At 71.1% G+C, this 17637-nt stretch carries 16 protein-coding genes and 1 rRNA gene; 3 read left to right on the top strand and 14 right to left on the bottom strand.

The window, feature by feature from the left end:
* Positions 1 to 126: 126 nt before the first annotated feature.
* The 5 genes from AB0D31_RS29725 to AB0D31_RS29705 all read right to left on the bottom strand — a co-directional run bounded on the left by AB0D31_RS29725 (position 127) and on the right by AB0D31_RS29705 (position 5721).
* On the bottom strand, positions 127 to 1773 hold the full coding sequence (locus AB0D31_RS29725) for a uroporphyrinogen-III synthase (protein WP_362728820.1): 1647 nt from the start codon (positions 1771 to 1773) through the stop codon (positions 127 to 129).
* Positions 1770 to 2729, bottom strand: coding sequence for a hydroxymethylbilane synthase (gene hemC / locus AB0D31_RS29720; RefSeq protein ID WP_362728818.1), 960 nt, complete (start codon positions 2727 to 2729; stop codon positions 1770 to 1772). Before hemC ends, AB0D31_RS29725 begins: the two co-directional genes overlap by 4 nt.
* Entirely contained in the window at positions 2726 to 4327 is a 1602-nt protein-coding gene (locus AB0D31_RS29715; RefSeq protein WP_362728816.1) for a glutamyl-tRNA reductase, read from the bottom strand. Before AB0D31_RS29715 ends, hemC begins: the two co-directional genes overlap by 4 nt.
* A complete protein-coding gene (locus AB0D31_RS29710; protein WP_362728814.1) occupies positions 4324 to 5103 on the bottom strand; it encodes a redox-sensing transcriptional repressor Rex in 780 nt (259 codons plus the stop codon). The genes AB0D31_RS29715 and AB0D31_RS29710 overlap by 4 nt, the downstream gene beginning before the upstream one ends.
* 333 nt (positions 5104 to 5436) lie before the next feature.
* Entirely contained in the window at positions 5437 to 5721 is a 285-nt protein-coding gene (locus AB0D31_RS29705) for a glutaredoxin family protein (protein WP_362728812.1), read from the bottom strand.
* A 106-nt stretch (positions 5722 to 5827) separates the two neighbouring features.
* Between AB0D31_RS29705 and AB0D31_RS29700 the strand changes: the two genes are divergently transcribed.
* The 3 genes from AB0D31_RS29700 to AB0D31_RS29690 all read left to right on the top strand — a co-directional run bounded on the left by AB0D31_RS29700 (position 5828) and on the right by AB0D31_RS29690 (position 10070).
* On the top strand, positions 5828 to 6787 hold the full coding sequence (locus tag AB0D31_RS29700; protein WP_362728810.1) for an HAD-IB family hydrolase: 960 nt from the start codon (positions 5828 to 5830) through the stop codon (positions 6785 to 6787).
* Between the two features lie 1033 nt (positions 6788 to 7820).
* A complete protein-coding gene (locus tag AB0D31_RS29695; RefSeq protein WP_053724590.1) occupies positions 7821 to 8609 on the top strand; it encodes an ECF subfamily RNA polymerase sigma factor, BldN family in 789 nt (262 codons plus the stop codon).
* A gap of 273 nt (positions 8610 to 8882) precedes the next feature.
* Positions 8883 to 10070, top strand: a complete 1188-nt coding sequence (locus AB0D31_RS29690; protein ID WP_362728808.1) for a DUF5667 domain-containing protein — start codon at positions 8883 to 8885, stop codon at positions 10068 to 10070.
* Positions 10071 to 10182: 112 nt separating this feature from the next.
* On the opposite strand, the gene AB0D31_RS29685 is transcribed toward AB0D31_RS29690, so the two are convergent.
* The 9 genes from AB0D31_RS29685 to rrf all read right to left on the bottom strand — a co-directional run.
* Positions 10183 to 11343: a lysophospholipid acyltransferase family protein gene (locus tag AB0D31_RS29685; RefSeq protein WP_362728806.1), complete on the bottom strand. Its 1161-nt coding sequence runs from the start codon at positions 11341 to 11343 to the stop codon at positions 10183 to 10185.
* 14 nt (positions 11344 to 11357) lie between these two features.
* Positions 11358 to 12428: an NAD-dependent epimerase/dehydratase family protein gene (locus AB0D31_RS29680; protein ID WP_362728804.1), complete on the bottom strand. Its 1071-nt coding sequence runs from the start codon at positions 12426 to 12428 to the stop codon at positions 11358 to 11360.
* A gap of 317 nt (positions 12429 to 12745) precedes the next feature.
* Complete coding sequence (locus AB0D31_RS29675) at positions 12746 to 12844, bottom strand: AURKAIP1/COX24 domain-containing protein (protein ID WP_003948845.1); 99 nt, start codon at positions 12842 to 12844, stop codon at positions 12746 to 12748.
* Positions 12845 to 12965: 121 nt separating this feature from the next.
* Entirely contained in the window at positions 12966 to 13178 is a 213-nt protein-coding gene (locus tag AB0D31_RS29670; protein WP_162952545.1) for a helix-turn-helix domain-containing protein, read from the bottom strand.
* A 128-nt stretch (positions 13179 to 13306) separates the two neighbouring features.
* Positions 13307 to 14122: a phosphatase gene (locus AB0D31_RS29665; RefSeq protein ID WP_362728802.1), complete on the bottom strand. Its 816-nt coding sequence runs from the start codon at positions 14120 to 14122 to the stop codon at positions 13307 to 13309.
* A gap of 317 nt (positions 14123 to 14439) precedes the next feature.
* Positions 14440 to 15615: an acetoin utilization protein AcuC gene (locus tag AB0D31_RS29660; protein ID WP_362728800.1), complete on the bottom strand. Its 1176-nt coding sequence runs from the start codon at positions 15613 to 15615 to the stop codon at positions 14440 to 14442.
* The gene (locus AB0D31_RS29655; RefSeq protein ID WP_362728798.1) at positions 15584 to 16783 is read right to left on the bottom strand and encodes an MFS transporter; all 1200 of its coding nucleotides are present in this window, start codon (positions 16781 to 16783) and stop codon (positions 15584 to 15586) included. Before AB0D31_RS29655 ends, AB0D31_RS29660 begins: the two co-directional genes overlap by 32 nt.
* 43 nt (positions 16784 to 16826) lie before the next feature.
* Positions 16827 to 17471 (bottom strand): HAD family hydrolase, encoded by a 645-nt coding sequence (locus AB0D31_RS29650; RefSeq protein WP_362728796.1) that lies wholly within the window; start codon positions 17469 to 17471, stop codon positions 16827 to 16829.
* A 73-nt stretch (positions 17472 to 17544) separates the two neighbouring features.
* Positions 17545 to 17637, bottom strand: a 5S ribosomal RNA gene (gene rrf / locus AB0D31_RS29645); the annotation flags it as partial.

Raw genomic sequence — 17637 nt, 5'->3', positions numbered from 1 at the left:
AGCAGGGGCGCGGGGAAACTGCGCGACCAGCCACACACGGCCCGCACCCGAGTGCGAACCTGGCCTTCCGGGGTCCGGGGCGGAGCCCCAGGGCGACAGGGCCCCGGGGCTGCGCCTCGGCCCGGACTACGTCGTGCGGCGGCGCCGCGCGCCCGGGCGGCGCTCGCTCGGGCGCGTGACGTGCTCGCCCGCGGAGAGCGCCGCGTCACGACGCGCCGTCCCGAAGTCCGCGAGGGCCTGCGCCAGCTTGAGGACGGACGGCTCCGGAGCCATGACGTCCACCCGCAGCCCGTGCTCCTCCGCCGTCTTCGCCGTCGCGGGCCCGATGCACGCGATCACCGTCACGTTGTGCGGCTTGCCCGCGATGCCCACCAGGTTCCGCACCGTGGAGGAGGAGGTGAACAGGACCGCGTCGAAACCGCCGCCCTTGATCGCCTCACGGGTGTCGGCCGGCGGCGGCGAGGCCCGCACGGTCCGGTAGGCCGTGACGTCGTCGACCTCCCAGCCGAGCTCGATCAGACCCGCCACCAGCGTCTCCGTGGCGATGTCGGCGCGCGGCAGGAACACCCGGTCGATGGGGTCGAAGACCGGGTCGTACGGCGGCCAGTCCTCCAGGAGGCCGGCCGCGGACTGCTCGCCGCTCGGCACGAGGTCCGGCTTGACGCCGAACTCGACCAGCGAGGCCGCCGTCTGCTCGCCCACCGCGGCGACCTTGATCCCCGCGAACGCGCGCGCGTCGAGCCCGTACTCCTCGAACTTCTCACGCACCGCCTTCACCGCGTTGACGCTGGTGAACGCGATCCACTCGTACCGTCCGGTCACCAGGCCCTTGACCGCCCGCTCCATCTGCTGGGGCGTGCGCGGCGGCTCGACGGCGATCGTCGGCACCTCGTGCGGCACGGCCCCGTACGACCTGAGCTGGTCGGAGAGCGAGGCGGACTGCTCCTTCGTACGCGGTACGAGCACCCGCCAGCCGAACAGCGGCTTCGACTCGAACCACGAGAGCTGATCACGCTGCGCCGGCGCGCTGCGCTCGCCGACCACGGCTATGACCGCCTGGTGCCCGTCCGGCGAAGGCAGCACCTTGGCCTGCTTGAGCACCTGGGCGACCGAGCCGAGCGTCGCGGACCAGGTCCGCTGACGGGTCGTGGTGCCGGCGATCGTCACCGTCATCGGGGTGTCGGGCTTACGGCCCGCCGACACCAGCTCGGCGGCCGCGGCCGCGACGGTCTCCAGGGTGGTGGAGACGACCACCGTGCCGTCGCTCGCGCCAACCTCGGTCCAGCACCGCTCGGAGGCGGTACGGGCGTCGACGAAGCGGACGTCCGCCCCGCTCGCACCGCTCAGCGGAACACCGGCGTACGCCGGCACACCGACCGCGGAGGCGACACCCGGCACCACCTCGAAGGGGATGCCCGCGGCGGCGCAGGCCAGCATCTCGCCGGCGGCGTCGCCGTCGAGGCCGGGGTCGCCGGAGATCGCACGGACGACCCGCCTGCCGGAGCGCGCGGCCTCCATGACAAGATTGGCGGCGTCCCTCAACACAGGGATCCCGGCGGTTGTTGACGCCTCGTCAATGACCGTCAGCTGAGGTGTGTCCACACCTGCCCGCGCATGCGCGCGAACAACGTCGAGCACAGCGGGCTCGGCGATCAGGACGTCCGCCGACGCCAGCGCCTCCACGGCGCGCAGCGTGAGCAGTCCGGGGTCACCGGGACCGGCACCGAGGAAGGTGACGTTTCCGGCTGCGGTGGGGTGGGTCGTGGGGCTCAAAGTGCTCGCTCCCCCATAAGACCGGCCGCACCCTTGGCGAGCATCTCGTCCGCGAGTTCGCGTCCGAGGGCCATCGCTTCGTCGTGCGACGTGGGTACGGGACCGGTGGTGGACAGCTGCACCAGCGAGGAACCGTCGGTGGTACCGACAACTCCGCGCAGGCGCATCTCATGAACAGCCTGTCCGTCGTCCAGGAAGTCGGCCAGCGCACCCACAGGTGCGCTGCAGCCGGCCTCCAGGGCGGCGAGCAGGGATCGCTCGGCGGTCACGGCGGCCCGCGTGAACGGGTCGTCGAGCTCGGCGAGCGCGGCGGCGAGGCCGGCATTGGCAGCCGTGCACTCGATCGCCAGGGCCCCCTGGCCGGGGGCGGGCAAAACGGTGTCGACCGAGAGGAACTCGGTCACGACGTCGCTGCGTCCGATGCGGTTGAGCCCGGCGGCGGCCAGGACCACCGCGTCGAGCTCGCCCTTGGTGACGTAGCCGACCCGGGTGTCGATGTTGCCGCGGATCGGCACCGTCTCGATCGTCATGCCGTGGCTGCGGGCGTACGCGTTGAGCTGCGCCATGCGCCGCGGCGAACCGGTGCCCACGCGGGCGCCGGCCGGGAGTTCGGCGAAGGCCAGCCCGTCGCGGGCGACCAGCACGTCACGCGGGTCCTCGCGGACCGGGATCGCGGCGAGCGTCAGATCGGGGTGCTCGGTGGTCGGCAGGTCCTTCAGGGAGTGCACCGCGAAGTCGACCTCGCCGCGCAGCAGCGCCTCGCGCAGCGCCACGACGAACACACCGGTGCCGCCGATCTGCGCGAGGTGCTCACGGGAAGTGTCCCCGTACGTGGTGATCTCCACGAGCTCGACCTGACGGCCGGTCAACTGCCGTACGGCATCGGCCACATGGCCGGACTGGGCCATGGCGAGTTTGCTGCGCCTGGTCCCGAGTCTCAGTGCTTTCTCGGTCATGACCGCCCTCGGTTCTTGACATCGGCGTCGTTCAGATCGGCCCGGGAGACGGCGGCCACCGTGTCCGGGTCGAGGTCGAAGAGAGTGCGCAGCGCGTCCGCGTACCCGGCGCCACCGGGCTCGGCGGCGAGCTGCTTGATCCGCACGGTCGGCGCGTGCAGAAGCTTGTCGACGACGCGGCGCACGGTCTGGGTGACCTCCGAGCGCTGCTTGTCGTCGAGGCCGGGGAGCCGGCCCTCCAGGCGCGCGACCTCGCCCGCCACCACTTCGGCGGCCATGGCGCGCAGCGCGACAACGGTGGGCGTGATGTGCGCGGCGCGCTGAGCGGCGCCGAACGCGGCGACCTCGTCGGAGACGATGGAGCGCACCTGGTCCACATCGGCGGCCATCGGGGCGTCCGCGGACGCCTCGGCGAGCGACTCGATGTCGACGAGGCGCACCCCGGGCACCCGGTGGGCCGCGGCGTCGATGTCGCGCGGCATGGCGAGGTCGAGCAGCGCCAGCTTCACGGGCCCTGCCGGTACGGGGATGTCCTTGCGCTCCGCCGCGATCCTGCGCTCGGTGTTCTCGGCCCAACTCCCGTGCAGCTCAAGGGAGTCGGCGTCGGCACCCGGGGTCGCGGCGGCCGCCCCGTCGGCCCTGAACGCCCCGTCGACCACCCCGAACCCGGCCATCGCGGCACCCGCGGCCGCCGTGCCGGGGAAGTCCACGGGACAGCCCAGAGCGGCGGCGCTCTGCTCGGGCGCGGCCGGGGCCGGCTCGGTGAGGCTCTCGCCGACGGCTTGGGCGACGGCGTCGCCGGTCAGGACGAGGCCGGTGGCGCCGGTGCAGGAGACCGCGATGTCGACTCGTGTCAGCTCCCGTGCGACATCGGCCATCGCGACCGCCCGCGCGGCCGTGCCCGACTCGCCGAGGATTTCGACGAGCCGCTCGGCGCGGGCGTGGGTGCGGTTGGCGACGACGATCTCGTCGATGCCGGTCCGCGCCAGCGTCGCCGCCGCGAGCGAGGACATGGAGCCGGCGCCGATGACCAGCGCCCGCTTGCCCTTGGCCCACTGCTCGACGGGTGCGCCCGCGGCGAGCTGTTCGAGGCCGAAGGTGACGAGCGACTGCCCGGCCCGGTCGATGCCGGTCTCGCTGTGGGCGCGCTTGCCGACCCGCAGCGCCTGCTGGAACAGATCGTTCAACAGCCGACCGGCGGTGTGCAGTTCCTGCCCGAGCGCGAGGGTGTCCTTGATCTGGCCGAGGATCTGGCCCTCGCCCACGACCATCGAGTCGAGGCCGCAGGCCACCGAGAAGAGGTGGTGGACGGCCCGGTCCTCGTAGTGCACGTACAGATAAGGGGTGAGCTCTTCGAGGCCGACGCCGCTGTGCTGGGCGAGCAGCGTGGAGAGCTCGGCGACACCCGCGTGGAACTTGTCCACGTCCGCGTACAGCTCGATGCGGTTGCAGGTGGCGAGCACCGCGGCCTCGGCGGCGGGCTCGGCGGCGAGGGTGTCGTGGAGCAGCTTGCTCTGCGCGTCCGCGGAGAGGGAGGCCCGCTCCAGGACGCTGACGGGGGCGCTGCGGTGGCTGAGGCCGACGACCAGGAGGCTCATGCCGGCATCACGGCGGGCAGATCCCCGTCCGGTCCCTTCCGGCCATTGCCGGTGGCGCGCACCGGCGGCACCGCGGCGGCGGCCGCGGCACTCGCCTCGGCGACGGCGGCTTCCTCGCCGGCCTTGCGCTGCTCGTGGAAGGCGAGGATCTGGAGCTCGATGGAGAGGTCGACCTTGCGTACGTCGACGCCCTCGGGCACCGACAGGACGGTCGGCGCGAAGTTCAGGATGGAGGTCACTCCGGCCGCGACGAGACGCTCGCAGACCTGCTGGGCGGCGCCCGCGGGGGTCGCGATGACCCCGATCGAGACGCCGTTCTCGCTGATGATCTTCTCCAGGTCGTCGGTGTGCTGCACCGGCATCCCGGCCACCGGCTTCCCGGCCATCGCGGGGTCGGCGTCTATCAGGGCCGCCACCCGGAACCCGCGCGAGGCGAAACCGCCGTAGTTGGCGAGGGCGGCGCCGAGGTTACCGATACCGACGATCACAACCGGCCAGTCCTGGGTCAGACCCAGTTCCCGGGAGATCTGGTAGACGAGATACTCGACGTCGTACCCGACACCGCGGGTGCCGTACGAGCCCAGGTATGAGAAGTCCTTGCGCAGCTTCGCGGAGTTGACCCCCGCGGCGGCCGCGAGTTCCTCGGAGGAGACCGTCGGCACGGAGCGCTCCGAGAGTCCGGTGAGCGCTCGCAGATACAGCGGAAGCCTGGCGACGGTGGCCTCGGGGATTCCTCGGCTTCGGGTCGCCGGTCGGTGAGTTCGGCCAGTTGCCACGGTGCTCCTGCGGGATGAGCGGGGCTGCAGGCGGCCAGATGTCCCAGGGCCGCCCCGTCGAGTGCAGGCTATGTCTTTGTGAACGCGTGCACAAAGATGGTGTCCGCTTTGTCCGAGCAAAGTGACCGGGCTCACGCAAGCCGGTGAGGGAATCACGGAACCGCGGCGGGGGTCAGTCCGTTCAGGACCCGAAGGGGGCAAAGCCGCACACTCTCCTCACAGCGATACCCCCGAATCACAGCAAAACGACCCTGATGGTAACCGCAACCATCGCGATACCCCTCATTTCGCTGCTCAGCCGACCGATGCCCGGCAGGGGGATGCCAGGTGCGCTCAAGCGGTCAGCGCGGCCCTGAGGCGGGCGGCGTCCACGCGCCAGAAGGTGTGCTGCTCGCCGTCGACCAGGACGACCGGGATCTGCTCCCAGTACTCCTTGTGCAGCGCCTCGTCCTGCGTGATGTCCTTCTTCTCCCAGGCCGCGCCCGTTTCGGCGCACACGGCCTCGATCACCTCCTGGGCGTCGTCGCACAGATGGCAGCCGGGCTTCCCGATCAGCGTGACCACCCGGTCGGCAGGGTTCCCGCCCGGCTTCTTCGTACGTCGCAGCAAGGGACTCATACCCTCCATTGTCCAGCCCCGGGCTTCACGCGAGGGCCGCACAGTGTTCACGCCATCGCACCCCGGCGCGTCCGGGACCCCCGAACAGACTGGCTATGCTCACGGCATGGCCGCACTGGGATGGCTCACCCCTCGTAGGCGCTCGGCGACAGCACGCAGCGTGCTGGCCGGCGAGGCCGCAGCCGAGGCAGCCCGCAAGTCCTCGCAGGAGCTGGCGGAACGGGCGGCACTCTCGGAACTCTCGGCAGGGCTGGCCGACGAGAAGCCGTCGGAGCCCGAGTTCCCCGTCGTCGGTGACGATCTCGCCGCCGCCTTCTTCGACCTCGACAACACCGTGATGCAGGGCGCCGCCCTCTTCCACTTCGGGCGCGGCCTCTACAAGCGGCAGTTCTTCCAGCGCCGCGAACTCGCCCGTTTCGCCTGGCAGCAGGCCTGGTTCCGGCTGGCCGGGGTCGAGGACCCCGAGCACATGCAGGACGCCCGCGACAGCGCGCTCTCCATCGTCAAGGGCCACCGCGTCTCCGAGCTGATGTCGATCGGCGAGGAGATCTACGACGAGTACATGGCCGACCGCATCTGGCCGGGCACCCGCGCCCTCGCCCAGGCCCACCTCGACGCCGGCCAGAAGGTGTGGCTGGTGACGGCGGCGCCGGTCGAGACCGCCACGATCATCGCGCGCCGGCTCGGCCTGACGGGCGCGCTCGGCACGGTCGCCGAATCCGTCGACGGCGTCTATACGGGACGCCTGGTGGGCGAGCCGCTGCACGGCCCCGCCAAGGCCGAGGCGGTACGCGCCCTCGCCGCGGCGGAGGGTCTCGACCTGTCCCGGTGTGCGGCGTACAGCGATTCACACAACGACATCCCGATGCTGTCACTGGTCGGTCACCCCTACGCGATCAACCCCGACGCGAAGCTGCGCAGGCATGCGCGTGAGCGGGAGTGGCGGCTGCGGGACTACCGCACGGGGCGGAAGGCGGCGAAGGTCGGCATCCCGGCGGCGGCGGGGGTCGGCGCGCTCGCCGGCGGCACGGCGGCCGCGGTCGCCCTCCACCGGCGCCGCCGCTAACCCGGCCGAGCCCCGAGGGCCCCGAGGGCTCCACCCGGCTTTCCTTTGCGGGCCCCGGCCCCACCCGGCTTTCCTTTGCGGACGCCCGGGGCTGCAGCCGGCTTTCCTTTGCGGACGCCCGGGGCTCCACCCGGCTTTCCTTTGCGGGCCCCGGCCCCACCCGGCTTTCCTTTGCGGACGCCCGGGGCTGCAGCCGGCTTTCCTTTGCGGGCGGCCCGGCGTTGGTGTGGTCGCGCAGTTCCCCGCGCCCCCAGGTGGGTTGGCCTTGGCAGGGTGCCCGGCCAGGTATACCCAGCCGGTCATGGGGGCCCCCTGGCCCTTAAGGCCTTGGGGGAGTTTGAGGACGAGCGCCTTTCGGGCGCGAAGGGGGTCTGGGGCGGAGCCCCAGGAGTCTGCACCTCAGCTCAACTCTCACCCCGCGGAGGGTTTCGGGAAGGGGCGGGGTGGGGCCTCCTCCGGGGCCTGGGGCGAAGCCCCAGCGACCCCGGCCGGCTTTCGGGTGCGGACCGTGCTGGGGCACCCGCGCAGTTCCCCGCACCCCTGGAGGGCACCCCGTGCCGAGCAGTCACCCCCACCCCGGCGGAGCCACGCAAGTGGCAACCCCCCGCCCCCCGTAGGGCACCCCGTGCCGAGCAGTCACCCCCGCCCCGGCGGAGCCAGCGGGCACCCGGCGCCGCCCCGGACCGATCACCACTGTCCGTCACCGGGGCCCGGGACCGCCGGAATATTCGAATCGGGGGGTTTCGGCCCACCCCCCTTGGCCCGCCTGCCCCGTTGCCCGTACCCGGCCACAACAGATCCCTGCCGCGGACAGATCCGAAAGCAACCCGATCAACTTCCGGTCACCATGCGTGCTCCGAACAGACGCGTATACGTAACAGAAGCGACGGAATCGACGATTTGAGCAACTGGGTGTAGCGCTCCCTGCACGAAGCGTTATTCTCCTCAGACGCAATCCGGAACCCCGCACATCGCCACGATGGGTGAAAGGTTCCGCACTGCACGTGATGGAAGCTCTGCCTCTGGGAGTCCCGTGTACCCACACGTCGGGGTTGACGCCTCGGGCCTGGCTACGCTGCGCGGGGCGGTCGTCGACCGCCTGCGCGTCTTCGTCCCCACCGCGTACGCCGGCGCCCCTGCCTTCGCCACCGCAACACCCGTCGGGCCCTGTTATGCCCTGGCCGACGGTGGTGCCGCGGTCGGTAGACGGAGCGGCGGCCGCAGCACGGGCACGTCCGCGACGCCCACCGCCCGCCGGCCCACCGCCGACAGCGACAGCGCCCGCATGATGGATCTCGTCGAGCGCGCACAGGCCGGCGAGGCCGACGCCTTCGGGCGCCTCTATGACCAGTACAGCGACACGGTCTACCGCTATATCTACTACCGCGTCGGCGGTAAGGCGACGGCCGAGGACCTCACCAGCGAGACGTTCCTGCGCGCCCTGCGCCGGATCTCCACCTTCACCTGGCAGGGCCGCGACTTCGGCGCCTGGCTGGTCACGATCGCGCGCAACCTGGTCGCCGACCACTTCAAGTCGAGCCGTTTCCGGCTCGAAGTGACCACCGGCGAAATGCTCGACGCCAACGAGGTCGAGCGCTCCCCCGAGGACTCCGTCCTGGAGTCCCTCTCCAACGCCGCGCTGCTCGAAGCGGTACGCAAGCTCAATCCTCAACAGCAGGAGTGCGTCACCCTGCGCTTCCTGCAGGGCCTCTCGGTCGCCGAGACCGCCCGTGTCATGGGCAAGAACGAGGGCGCGATCAAGACCCTCCAGTACCGGGCCGTCCGTACGCTGGCCCGGCTCCTGCCGGACGACGCACGCTGACCGTCCGGCCCCGTCCGGTCACCACCCGCCGACCCGCCACCGGCGGGTCCAACTCACCATCCGTGAGCACTCGATGACGCTGTGGTCCGATCATCTTTCGTCTCATCTTTCGTCCGTAACCCAAGTGCCGCGTCCGTCGTTGTGCGGGATGCAGGCTCCCTGTGGTCGCGCCCTGTCCAGTCCCGCTCACTCGATCGTGTGGATGTGCTCAAGGCGTGCAACCTTCCAGGCCCCTTGGGGAGTCGACCGTGATGACGAGAGGAGGTGCCGCCAGTGATCGCGAACGTATCGGCGCACCGGCGGGCGAACGCCTTCGCCCAGGCCCTGGAAGAAGCCTCGGCGGCCGACCAGGAGACACCCGAGACCGGACCGGCCGAACAGGCCGACACCGGCGGGCTGTTGACCCTGGCGGGTGGGCTCGGCGAACTGCCGAAACCGGAGATGGACCCGCAGGTCAAGGTCGAGCAGCGGGCGCTGCTCATGGCCGAGATGGAGCGCATGTTCGCCGGCGGCAGTGCCGCCGACCCTCAGGTGCCCGAGCAGCGGACCGGCCGCGGCGCCCATCGGGCGACGTCGCTCCGGAAATTGCGACCCCGCTCCCGCTGGTCCAAGGGCATTGCGGCGGGCGGACTGAGTATCGGTGTGGCCGCGGGAGCCTTCAGCGGCGTGGCCGCTGCCAGCTCCGACGCCCTGCCCGGTGATTCCCTGTACGGGCTGAAACGCGGCATGGAGGACCTCAAGCTCGGCATGGCCGACGACGACGCCAGCCGGGGTGAGCTCTACCTCGACCAGGCCTCGACCCGGCTCTCCGAGGCGAGACGCCTGATGGAAAGAGGCCGCTCCGGCGCCCTCGACCACGAGCAGCTCGGCGAGGTCCGGCGCGCCCTCAGCGGCATGGAGCACGACGCCTCCGAGGGCCACCGTCTGCTCCACGAGGCGTACGCGAAGGACGGCTCGCTCGGCGCCATCGCCGCGCTCAACTCCTTCTCCCAGGCGCACCGCGAAAGCTGGAGCAAACTGCGGGGCAAGCTCCCCGCGCAGCTGACCGACGTCGGCGACAAGGTGAACTCGGTCTTCACCGCCATAGACCAAGAAGTCGGGCCGCTGCAGTCGCTGCTGCCCAAGTCGTCGTCCAAGACCCACACCCGGCAGGACACCACCTCACACCCCGGCACCCCGGGCACGAGCCATCCGTCCTCGCCGTACGCCCCATCGTCGGGCTCCCCCTCCCGTCACGGCGCCCCCGCCACCGGCGGAAAGCCGCAACAGCCCTCCACCACGCCCTCCAACGAGGGCCTTCTGGGCGGCAACACGGGCGGCCTGTTCGAGCCCGGCACGGGAAGCGGCACCCCCGCCCCCCCCGGCAAGATGGCCAAGCCCCCGGTCCCGGACGTCACCCTGCCCCCGCTCCTGCCCGGCCTGCTGCCGGGCCTGGGCATCGACGCGGACAAGGCGGAGTAACCCGGCGCAGGACACCCGTACAGACGCGTGAAGGGAGGGGCCGGAACAACCCGGCCCCTCCCTTCACGTACGCGGATTCACGTACGCGGACACGTGACTCGGGTGCACGTACTCAGAAAAACACCGACCGCCGCTGCACGAGGAGCTTGTACAGCGTGTGCTGGATCTGTTCGCGTACCTGGTCGGTGAGGTTGAACATCAGCATCGGGTCCTCGGCGGCCTCCGGCGGATAGCCGTCCGTCGCGATGGGCTCGCCGAACTGGATGGTCCACTTCGTCGGCAGCGGCACCAGACCCGCGGGGCCGAGCCAGGGGAACGTCGGCGTGATCGGGAAGTACGGGATGCCGAGGAGCCGGGCGAGCGTCTTGGAGTTCCCGATCATCGGGTAGATCTCCTCGGCCCCCACGATCGAGCACGGCACGATGGGCGTGCCGGCCTTGAGCGCGGTCGACACGAACCCGCCCCGCCCGAAGCGCTGAAGCTTGTACCGCTCACCGAAGGGCTTCCCGATGCCCTTGAAGCCCTCGGGCATCACCCCGACGACCTCGCCCCGTTCGAGCAGCGCCTGCGCGTCCTCGGAACAGGCGAGCGTGTGCCCGGCCTTGCGGGCCAGCTCGTTGACGACCGGCAGCATGAACACCAGATCGGCCGCGAGCAGTCGCAGATGGCGCCCGGCGGGGTGGTGGTCGTGCACGGCCACCTGCATCATCAGGCCGTCGAGCGGCAGCGTCCCGGAGTGGTTGGCGACGACGAGCGCGCCGCCCTCGGCGGGGATGTTCTCGACGCCCTTCACCTCCACCCGGAAGTACTTGTCGTAGAACGGCCGCAGGAGCGACATCAGGACCTGGTCGGTGAGTTCCTCGTCGTAGCCGAACTCGTCGATGTCGTACTCGCCGGTGATCCGCCGCCGCAGGAACGCCAGACCGCCCGCGATCCGCTGCTCCCAGCCGGCACCGCCCCGCTCGACGGGCGAGTCCGCGCGGGCTCCGGACGAGGACGACCCCGTACGGTTCTCCGCTTCCGCGCCCTCACTGGGGCTCCGCCCGCCGACTGCGGGGCCAGGTCCTGCGGATGCGGGGCCGTGTCCTGCGGATGACCCCTCCGAGGGCCCGTGCGGGCCCGGCAGGGAGCTGACCGGGGCCGCCGGGCCCGGAACCTGCTGGCTGCCCGGCTCGGGCTTGCGGCGGCCCGCTGCGGTGCGCCTGCGGCCGGGCCGCTGTGCGCTCTGGCGCGAGCGGTCGTCGTCGAACGGGATGACCTTGGCGTCCGCCATCGTTGGTGCGCTCCTCATTCCGCGTTCGAAGGGGCCGTGGCCCGCGTGGCAGCCCGGTCCGCGACCCGGCCCGCCACCTGGTCCACCGCCCGGGCCAGCGTGTCCGGCGGCAGCAGACCCGGCCCCCGGCTGCGGGCGAAGTCCGCGAACGTCTCGACCGTCGAGTATTTGGGTTCGTACCCCAGTGTCTCGCGCATCTCGGTGGTGCTGACCACCCTGCCGTGCGTGAGCAAACGAATCTGCTCGGGCGAGAAGTCCGTCACCCCGACCGTCCGCAGCGCGGTCCCGACCCAGCGCACCGCAGGAAGCAGCACCGGCACCGTGGGCCGCCCGAGCCGCCGCGAACACTGCGACAGCAACAGCACGCCCTCGCCGGCGACGTTGAACGTGCCGCTGTTGAGCGTGCCCCGCCGGGGCTCGCCCGAGGCGATCCGCAGCACGTCGATCACATCGTCCTCGTGGACGAACTGGAGCCGCGGATCGTAGCCGAGCACCGTCGGAAGGACCGGCAGCGAGAAGTACTCGGCGAGCGGCGAATCGGCGCTCGGCCCGAGGATGTTGGCGAAGCGGAGCACGCACACCGCGACGTCCGGGCGGCGCCGGGCGAAGCCGCGCACATACCCCTCGACCTCGACGGCGTCCTTCGCGAAGCCCCCGCTCGGCAGCGACTTGGGCGGCGTCGTCTCGGTGAACACCGCGGGGTCGCGCGGCGCGGACCCGTACACACTCGTACTCGACTTCACGACGAGCCGCTTGACCGTCGGCGACTTCTGGCAGGCACCCAGCAGCTGCATCGTGCCGATGACGTTGGTCTCCTTGACCGAGGTGCGCCCGCCGCCCGAACCGAGCGGCGTCCCGGTCACGTCCATGTGCACGACAGTGTCCACCCCGAACTCGGCGAGCACCTTCGCGATCGCCGGCTGACGGATGTCCGCCTGCACGAAATCGGCGTCACCCAGACGGTGGCCCGGCCGGACCACATCGACCCCGATCACCCGGTCGACCTCGGGATCCCGCTGGATCCGCCGCACGAGACGGCCCCCCAGCTGCCGGGCCACTCCAGTGACGAGCACGACCTTCCCCAAGATCAGCGCCTTCCTTCGGCCTTCGGTACGCCCCTACGCCCTGTGCTCGCAACCGTAGCGGCTGGAGCGAGGGGGGTGGCGGTCACGGGCACGCGCATGGCCGAGAAATCGCGTCCGCGGAGGCGTCGGCGTAGCCGCAGGCGCGGCGGGGGCGTCGGCATACGGGGCTAGGTGCAGCCACAAGTGCGTATCCGAGCCCGGCCGCCCGGGTGCGGGTACGAGCCCGGCCTTCCGTGCCCGGACCCGTACCCGGATACGCCACAGCCCTCCCGCCGACAGTGCGGCGGGAGGGCTGTGATCTCACGAACTGCGTTCGCTTACTTCTTGTTGCGACGCTGAACGCGCGTGCGCTTGAGCAGCTTGCGGTGCTTCTTCTTGGCCATCCGCTTGCGCCGCTTCTTGATAACAGAGCCCACGACTACCCTCGCTCACTTCTTCTCACTTGGTGCGGGGCGTCTGGGCCCACACGACCTACGTCGGCCTAGCCTACCTGCCGCCGAGTGAGGGACGTAATCCGAGGGGAGCGCGCGGCTCCACTCAGGCCGTCTCCACCCCCACAAAGGACTCGCGGAGATACTCGTGAACTGCTTGCTCCGGGACCCGGAAGGACCTTCCCACCCTGATCGCCGGCAGATGACCGCTGTGCACCAAGCGGTACACGGTCATCTTCGACACTCGCATCACCGAGGCGACTTCCGCCACGGTCAGGAACTTGACCTCGTTGAGAGGCCTGTCACTCCCAGCAGTCATGACCCACCTGTACCTTCCGCACCGAACGCGCACCGGCTTCCCCTCCGGTGACTCAACGTCGCTGTGCGCTCACTCCCCAGACTAGGGGCGGGTGGTGCGAGTGGGGAAGAGGAGCCCCGATCGGCCGCCTACTGTGACAGACACGCTCGATTGAGTACATAGCGAGTAAGCGGCCGGTAGTAATCGGACCGCACGGCGTCATCAAGCGGAACGGCCACGGCCACCCGTCCCTCGGCCTCGCCGACGAACAGCGCGGGGTCGTCGGTGTCGGCGAGCCCGACCGCCTCAATGCCCAGCTGACCTGCCCCGCAGACCCATCCGTGGTCCCCGATCACAAGATCGGGAACGCGGCCGGAGCCCCCCGCCGAAGCCCCCAGAGCGAGCCGAATCGGGAGCGGAGAATGGGTGTGCGCGCCGGCCTCGCTCCCGGCGCCCCGCGCGCCGGGTTCCCGCACCAACGCGACTCCCCGTACGTAGTCAAGGTTGTACGTACGTACGCCGAACCGGGTCGTTATGTCGACAGAGCTACCCTGCGCGGGGGTGAGAACAGGGCATCCCGCCGCCGACAAAGCGTCCGCGAGGGCGGCGTAGAACCCCAGGAGCCGGTGGGGGTGGCCGGTCCCGAGCAGCACGGCGCCGCGCCGCCCGGCCACCTCCCCGAGGCGCGCGGCGAACGCGTCGAGCCCCGCCAGGGTGCGCTCGGGGTCGATGACGTCGGGCCCGCTCACATGGCCCGGGTCGTCGCTGACCCCGCACTTGTCCGCCATGAGCCGCAGCAAGTCCCGCTCGCCCCAGCCCCATTCGGGGTCGAGGCCGAGGGTGACCCGCGGATCCCGCGCCGCGAAGAGCCGGTAGCTGCGCAGACTCTCCTCCCGCGAGGTGGCCACCGGCCCGGCCAGCCTGGCCGCCAGAAGATGCGCCCGCAGCGCCCCGATGCTCAACACCCGACGATGCTCCCGCAGACGGCCCCGCCCCGCCCCAATTTCTCTGGGGGTCCCCACAGTTGGCGTAACGCCGCGACCGACCCCGGAGCCCTCGAATCCCCGACCGCTTGCGGGTGCGGGGCGCGGGGAAACCGTCCGCTCAGTTCCCCGCACCCCTGAACCACTCGGCGCCGGCCCGCATGGGCATACCCCACCCCGCTCGGCTGCTCGGTGCGGGCCTGCATGGGCCACCTCAGCCTGTCCGGCGTTTGAGCACGAGCGCGCCCTCAAGGCTCGACACGGGGTCCGGGCCGGAGCCCCAGAGAGTTGGGCGGGGCCTACGCCAGCAGGCCGCGCAGGGGGAACGACGCTCGCCGGGTCGCGAGGACCGCCTGGTCAAGCCGGTCCGCGGGGTCGTACCCCGCATCCCACGACCGCCACGACACGACCCGCCCATCGGTCATCCGCCCCGGCCCCAACTGCCGCGTACGCGCGAACACCTCATCCCGCCAGGACGAGGGAATCACCGACTCGGGATCGATGGGCGCATGCCCGGCGATCCCCACCAGATGGGTCCAGGACCGCGGCACGACGTCCACCACCGCATACCCCCCGCCCCCGAGCGCGACCCACTTCGCCCCTTCGACGTACTCGTGCGCCAACGAGTGGCACGCCGCCTGAACCTCCCGCTGCGCGTCGAGCGACACCGCCAAATGAGCCAGCGGATCCTCGAAGTGCGTATCGGCCCCATGCTGAGTGACCAGCACCTGTGGCCGAAAATCAGCGATGAGTTCCGGCACCACCGCGTGGAACGCCCGCAGCCACCCCGCGTCCCCCGTCCCCGCCGGCAGCGCGACATTGACCGCCGAACCCTCGCCGGCCCCGTCCGCACCGGTCTCCTCCGGCCACCCGGTCCCGGGGAACAGCAGCCGGGGATGCTCGTGCAGCGAGATCGTCAGGACTCGCGGGTCCTCCCAGAACGCCGCCTGCACCCCGTCCCCGTGGTGCACATCCACATCCACGTACGCGACCCGCTCGACCCCCAGCTCAAGGAGGCGCGCGATCGCGAGCGCCGCGTCGTTGTAGACGCAGAACCCGGCCGCCCCGCCCGGCATCGCGTGATGGAGTCCGCCCGCGAAGTTGACCGCGTGCGAGGCCTCCCCCGCCCACACCGCCTCGGCCGCCGCGACGGACTGCCCGGCGATGAGCGCGGACGCCTCGTGCATCCCGGCGAACGCGGGGTCGTCGACCGTCCCGAGCCCGTACGAGCCGTCGGCCGCGCCCGGATCGGCGGAGGCGGCCCGCACCGCGTCGACGTAGTCCTGCCGGTGCACGAGCCGCAGCGTGGAGTCCCCCGCCGCCGGCGCGGCGACGACGTCGACCCGCCCGTCGAGCCCGTACGCCCGCACCAGACCCATGGTCAGCGCGAGCCGTACCGGGTCCATCGGATGGCTCGACCCGAAGTCGTAGCGCGTGACAGCTTCATCCCACATCAACAGTGCGCGGCCGCTCATGCCCGCCACCGTATCGGGCGCCCGCGGAGCCGAACGAGCGGGCGTACACGAGCGTCAGCAGCACCAGAACCATCGGCACCAGCATCGCCCCGCGGTAGCTCCACGCGTCACCGAGCGCGCCCACGAGCGGCGAGCCGACCAAAAACCCCACGTAGTTGAAGATGTTGAGTCGGGCGACCGCCGCGTCGCTGCTGTCCGGAAAGAGCCGTCCCGCCGCGGCGAACGTCTGCGGCACGATCACACAGAGCCCGAACCCGAGCAGCGTGAATCCGGCCATCCCCATCCAGGGCCCGGACGCCGCCGCCACCACACCGAACCCGGCCGCCGCGAGCACCGTCCCGAACCGCACCACGGCCGCCGCCCCGAACCGCCGCACCCCGAGGTCCCCCGCGGCCCGCCCGAGCAGTGTGGTGACCATGTACACGTTGTACGGAACGGTCGAGAGCTGCTCCGAACTGCCCAGCGTGTCCTGGAGGTACTTCGCGCTCCAGTTGGAGACGGTCGAGTCCCCGATGTACGCGAAGCTCATCACCAGGCACAGCGGCAACAGCAGCCGGAACACGACGGGCTTGGCCCCCGGCACACCCTCCACAGCCACGCCGGCCGGCTCCCCGTCCACGTACCACCGGCTCGCCACCAGACACACCGGCAGCAGCACGACGACGACGGGCAGATACGAGGCGAGCAGCGACAGATGCCAGTGTGCCCCCACCCACGCGAGCGACGCGCCGCCGATCCCGCCGAGACTGTACGAGGCGTGGAACCCGAGCATGATGCTGCGCCCGTACGTGCGCTGGAGGCTCACCCCCAGCATGTTCATGGACGCGTCGAGCGCCCCCACCGAGAGCCCGAACGCGCCGAGCGAGACCGCGGCCTGCCACATCTGCCCGCCCGCACCGGCTCCGAGCAGCGCCAGGAGGACGGCGGGCTGCGCGAACCGCAGCACCACGCTCGGCCGGACCCTCTTGATCAGCTGCTCGGTGCAGACGCTGCCGATCCCCGCGAGGATCGGCACGGCCGCGAGGAAGACGGGCAGCAGCCCGTCGGAGATCCCGTACTGGTCCTGGATCGCCGGTATTCGGGTCACCAGGAGGGCGAAGGCCATGCCCTGTGCGAAGAAGCTCACCGCCAGGGACGCCCTGCCGTGCCGCAGGCGTGCGTCTGTCATGGCCGCACAGCCTAGGGCGGTTACCTACCCCTGGGTAGATGGATCACCCGAGCAATCCGAGGAGCTGTCCCATGTCGCCGAAGTAGCCGTTGGCGCCGAGGAGCCGCTCGGCCGGGGTCATCGACGTGAACCCGTACACGTCCATCCCGGCGGCCCGAGCCGCCTCCACCCCGAGCCGGCTGTCCTCGACGACGACACACCGTTCGGGCGCGACGCCCATCCGCTCGGCCGCGTGCAGGAACAGGTCCGGCGCCGGCTTGCCGCGCCCGACGTCCTCCGCCGAGAACACCCACTCGTCCTCGAACCACTCGTCGAGCCCGGTCCTGAGGTGCCCCACCCGGATCCGCTCATGGCTCCCGGACGACGCGACGCAGTACGGCACCCCGTCCGCCACGAGCTTCGCGAGTACGTCCGTGACGCCCGGGACGGGCTGCAATTCCCGCTCGAATGCCGCGAAGATCCGCGCGTGCAGCGTCTCGTCGAAATCCGCCGGCAGCTTCTGCCCGGTCCGCTCCTCGATGAGGTCGTGTACGCGGTGGACGGCCGCGCCCATGTAGTCGCGGAGGGAATCCTCGTACGAGGTCGCGTGGCCGAGCTCGGTGAGGTACCCGGAGAGGATGGTGTTCGAGAGGGGCTCGCTGTCGACGAGCACGCCGTCGTTGTCGAAGATGATGAGGTCGTAGCGCATGCTTCGACCTTAAACGCAGAAAAGCCCCGCACCGTGACCATGAAGGTCTGGTGCGGGGCTTTTCCCAAAATTTGTTCGGCGGCGTCCTACTCTCCCACAGGGTCCCCCCTGCAGTACCATCGGCGCTGAAAGGCTTAGCTTCCGGGTTCGGAATGTAACCGGGCGT

The organism is Streptomyces sp. NPDC048361, assembly GCF_040651795.1.
Classification (GTDB): Bacteria; Actinomycetota; Actinomycetes; order Streptomycetales; family Streptomycetaceae; genus Streptomyces.
The sequence above is the reverse complement of the archived record's forward strand: the minus strand, read 5'-3'. Positions and strand labels throughout refer to the sequence as shown.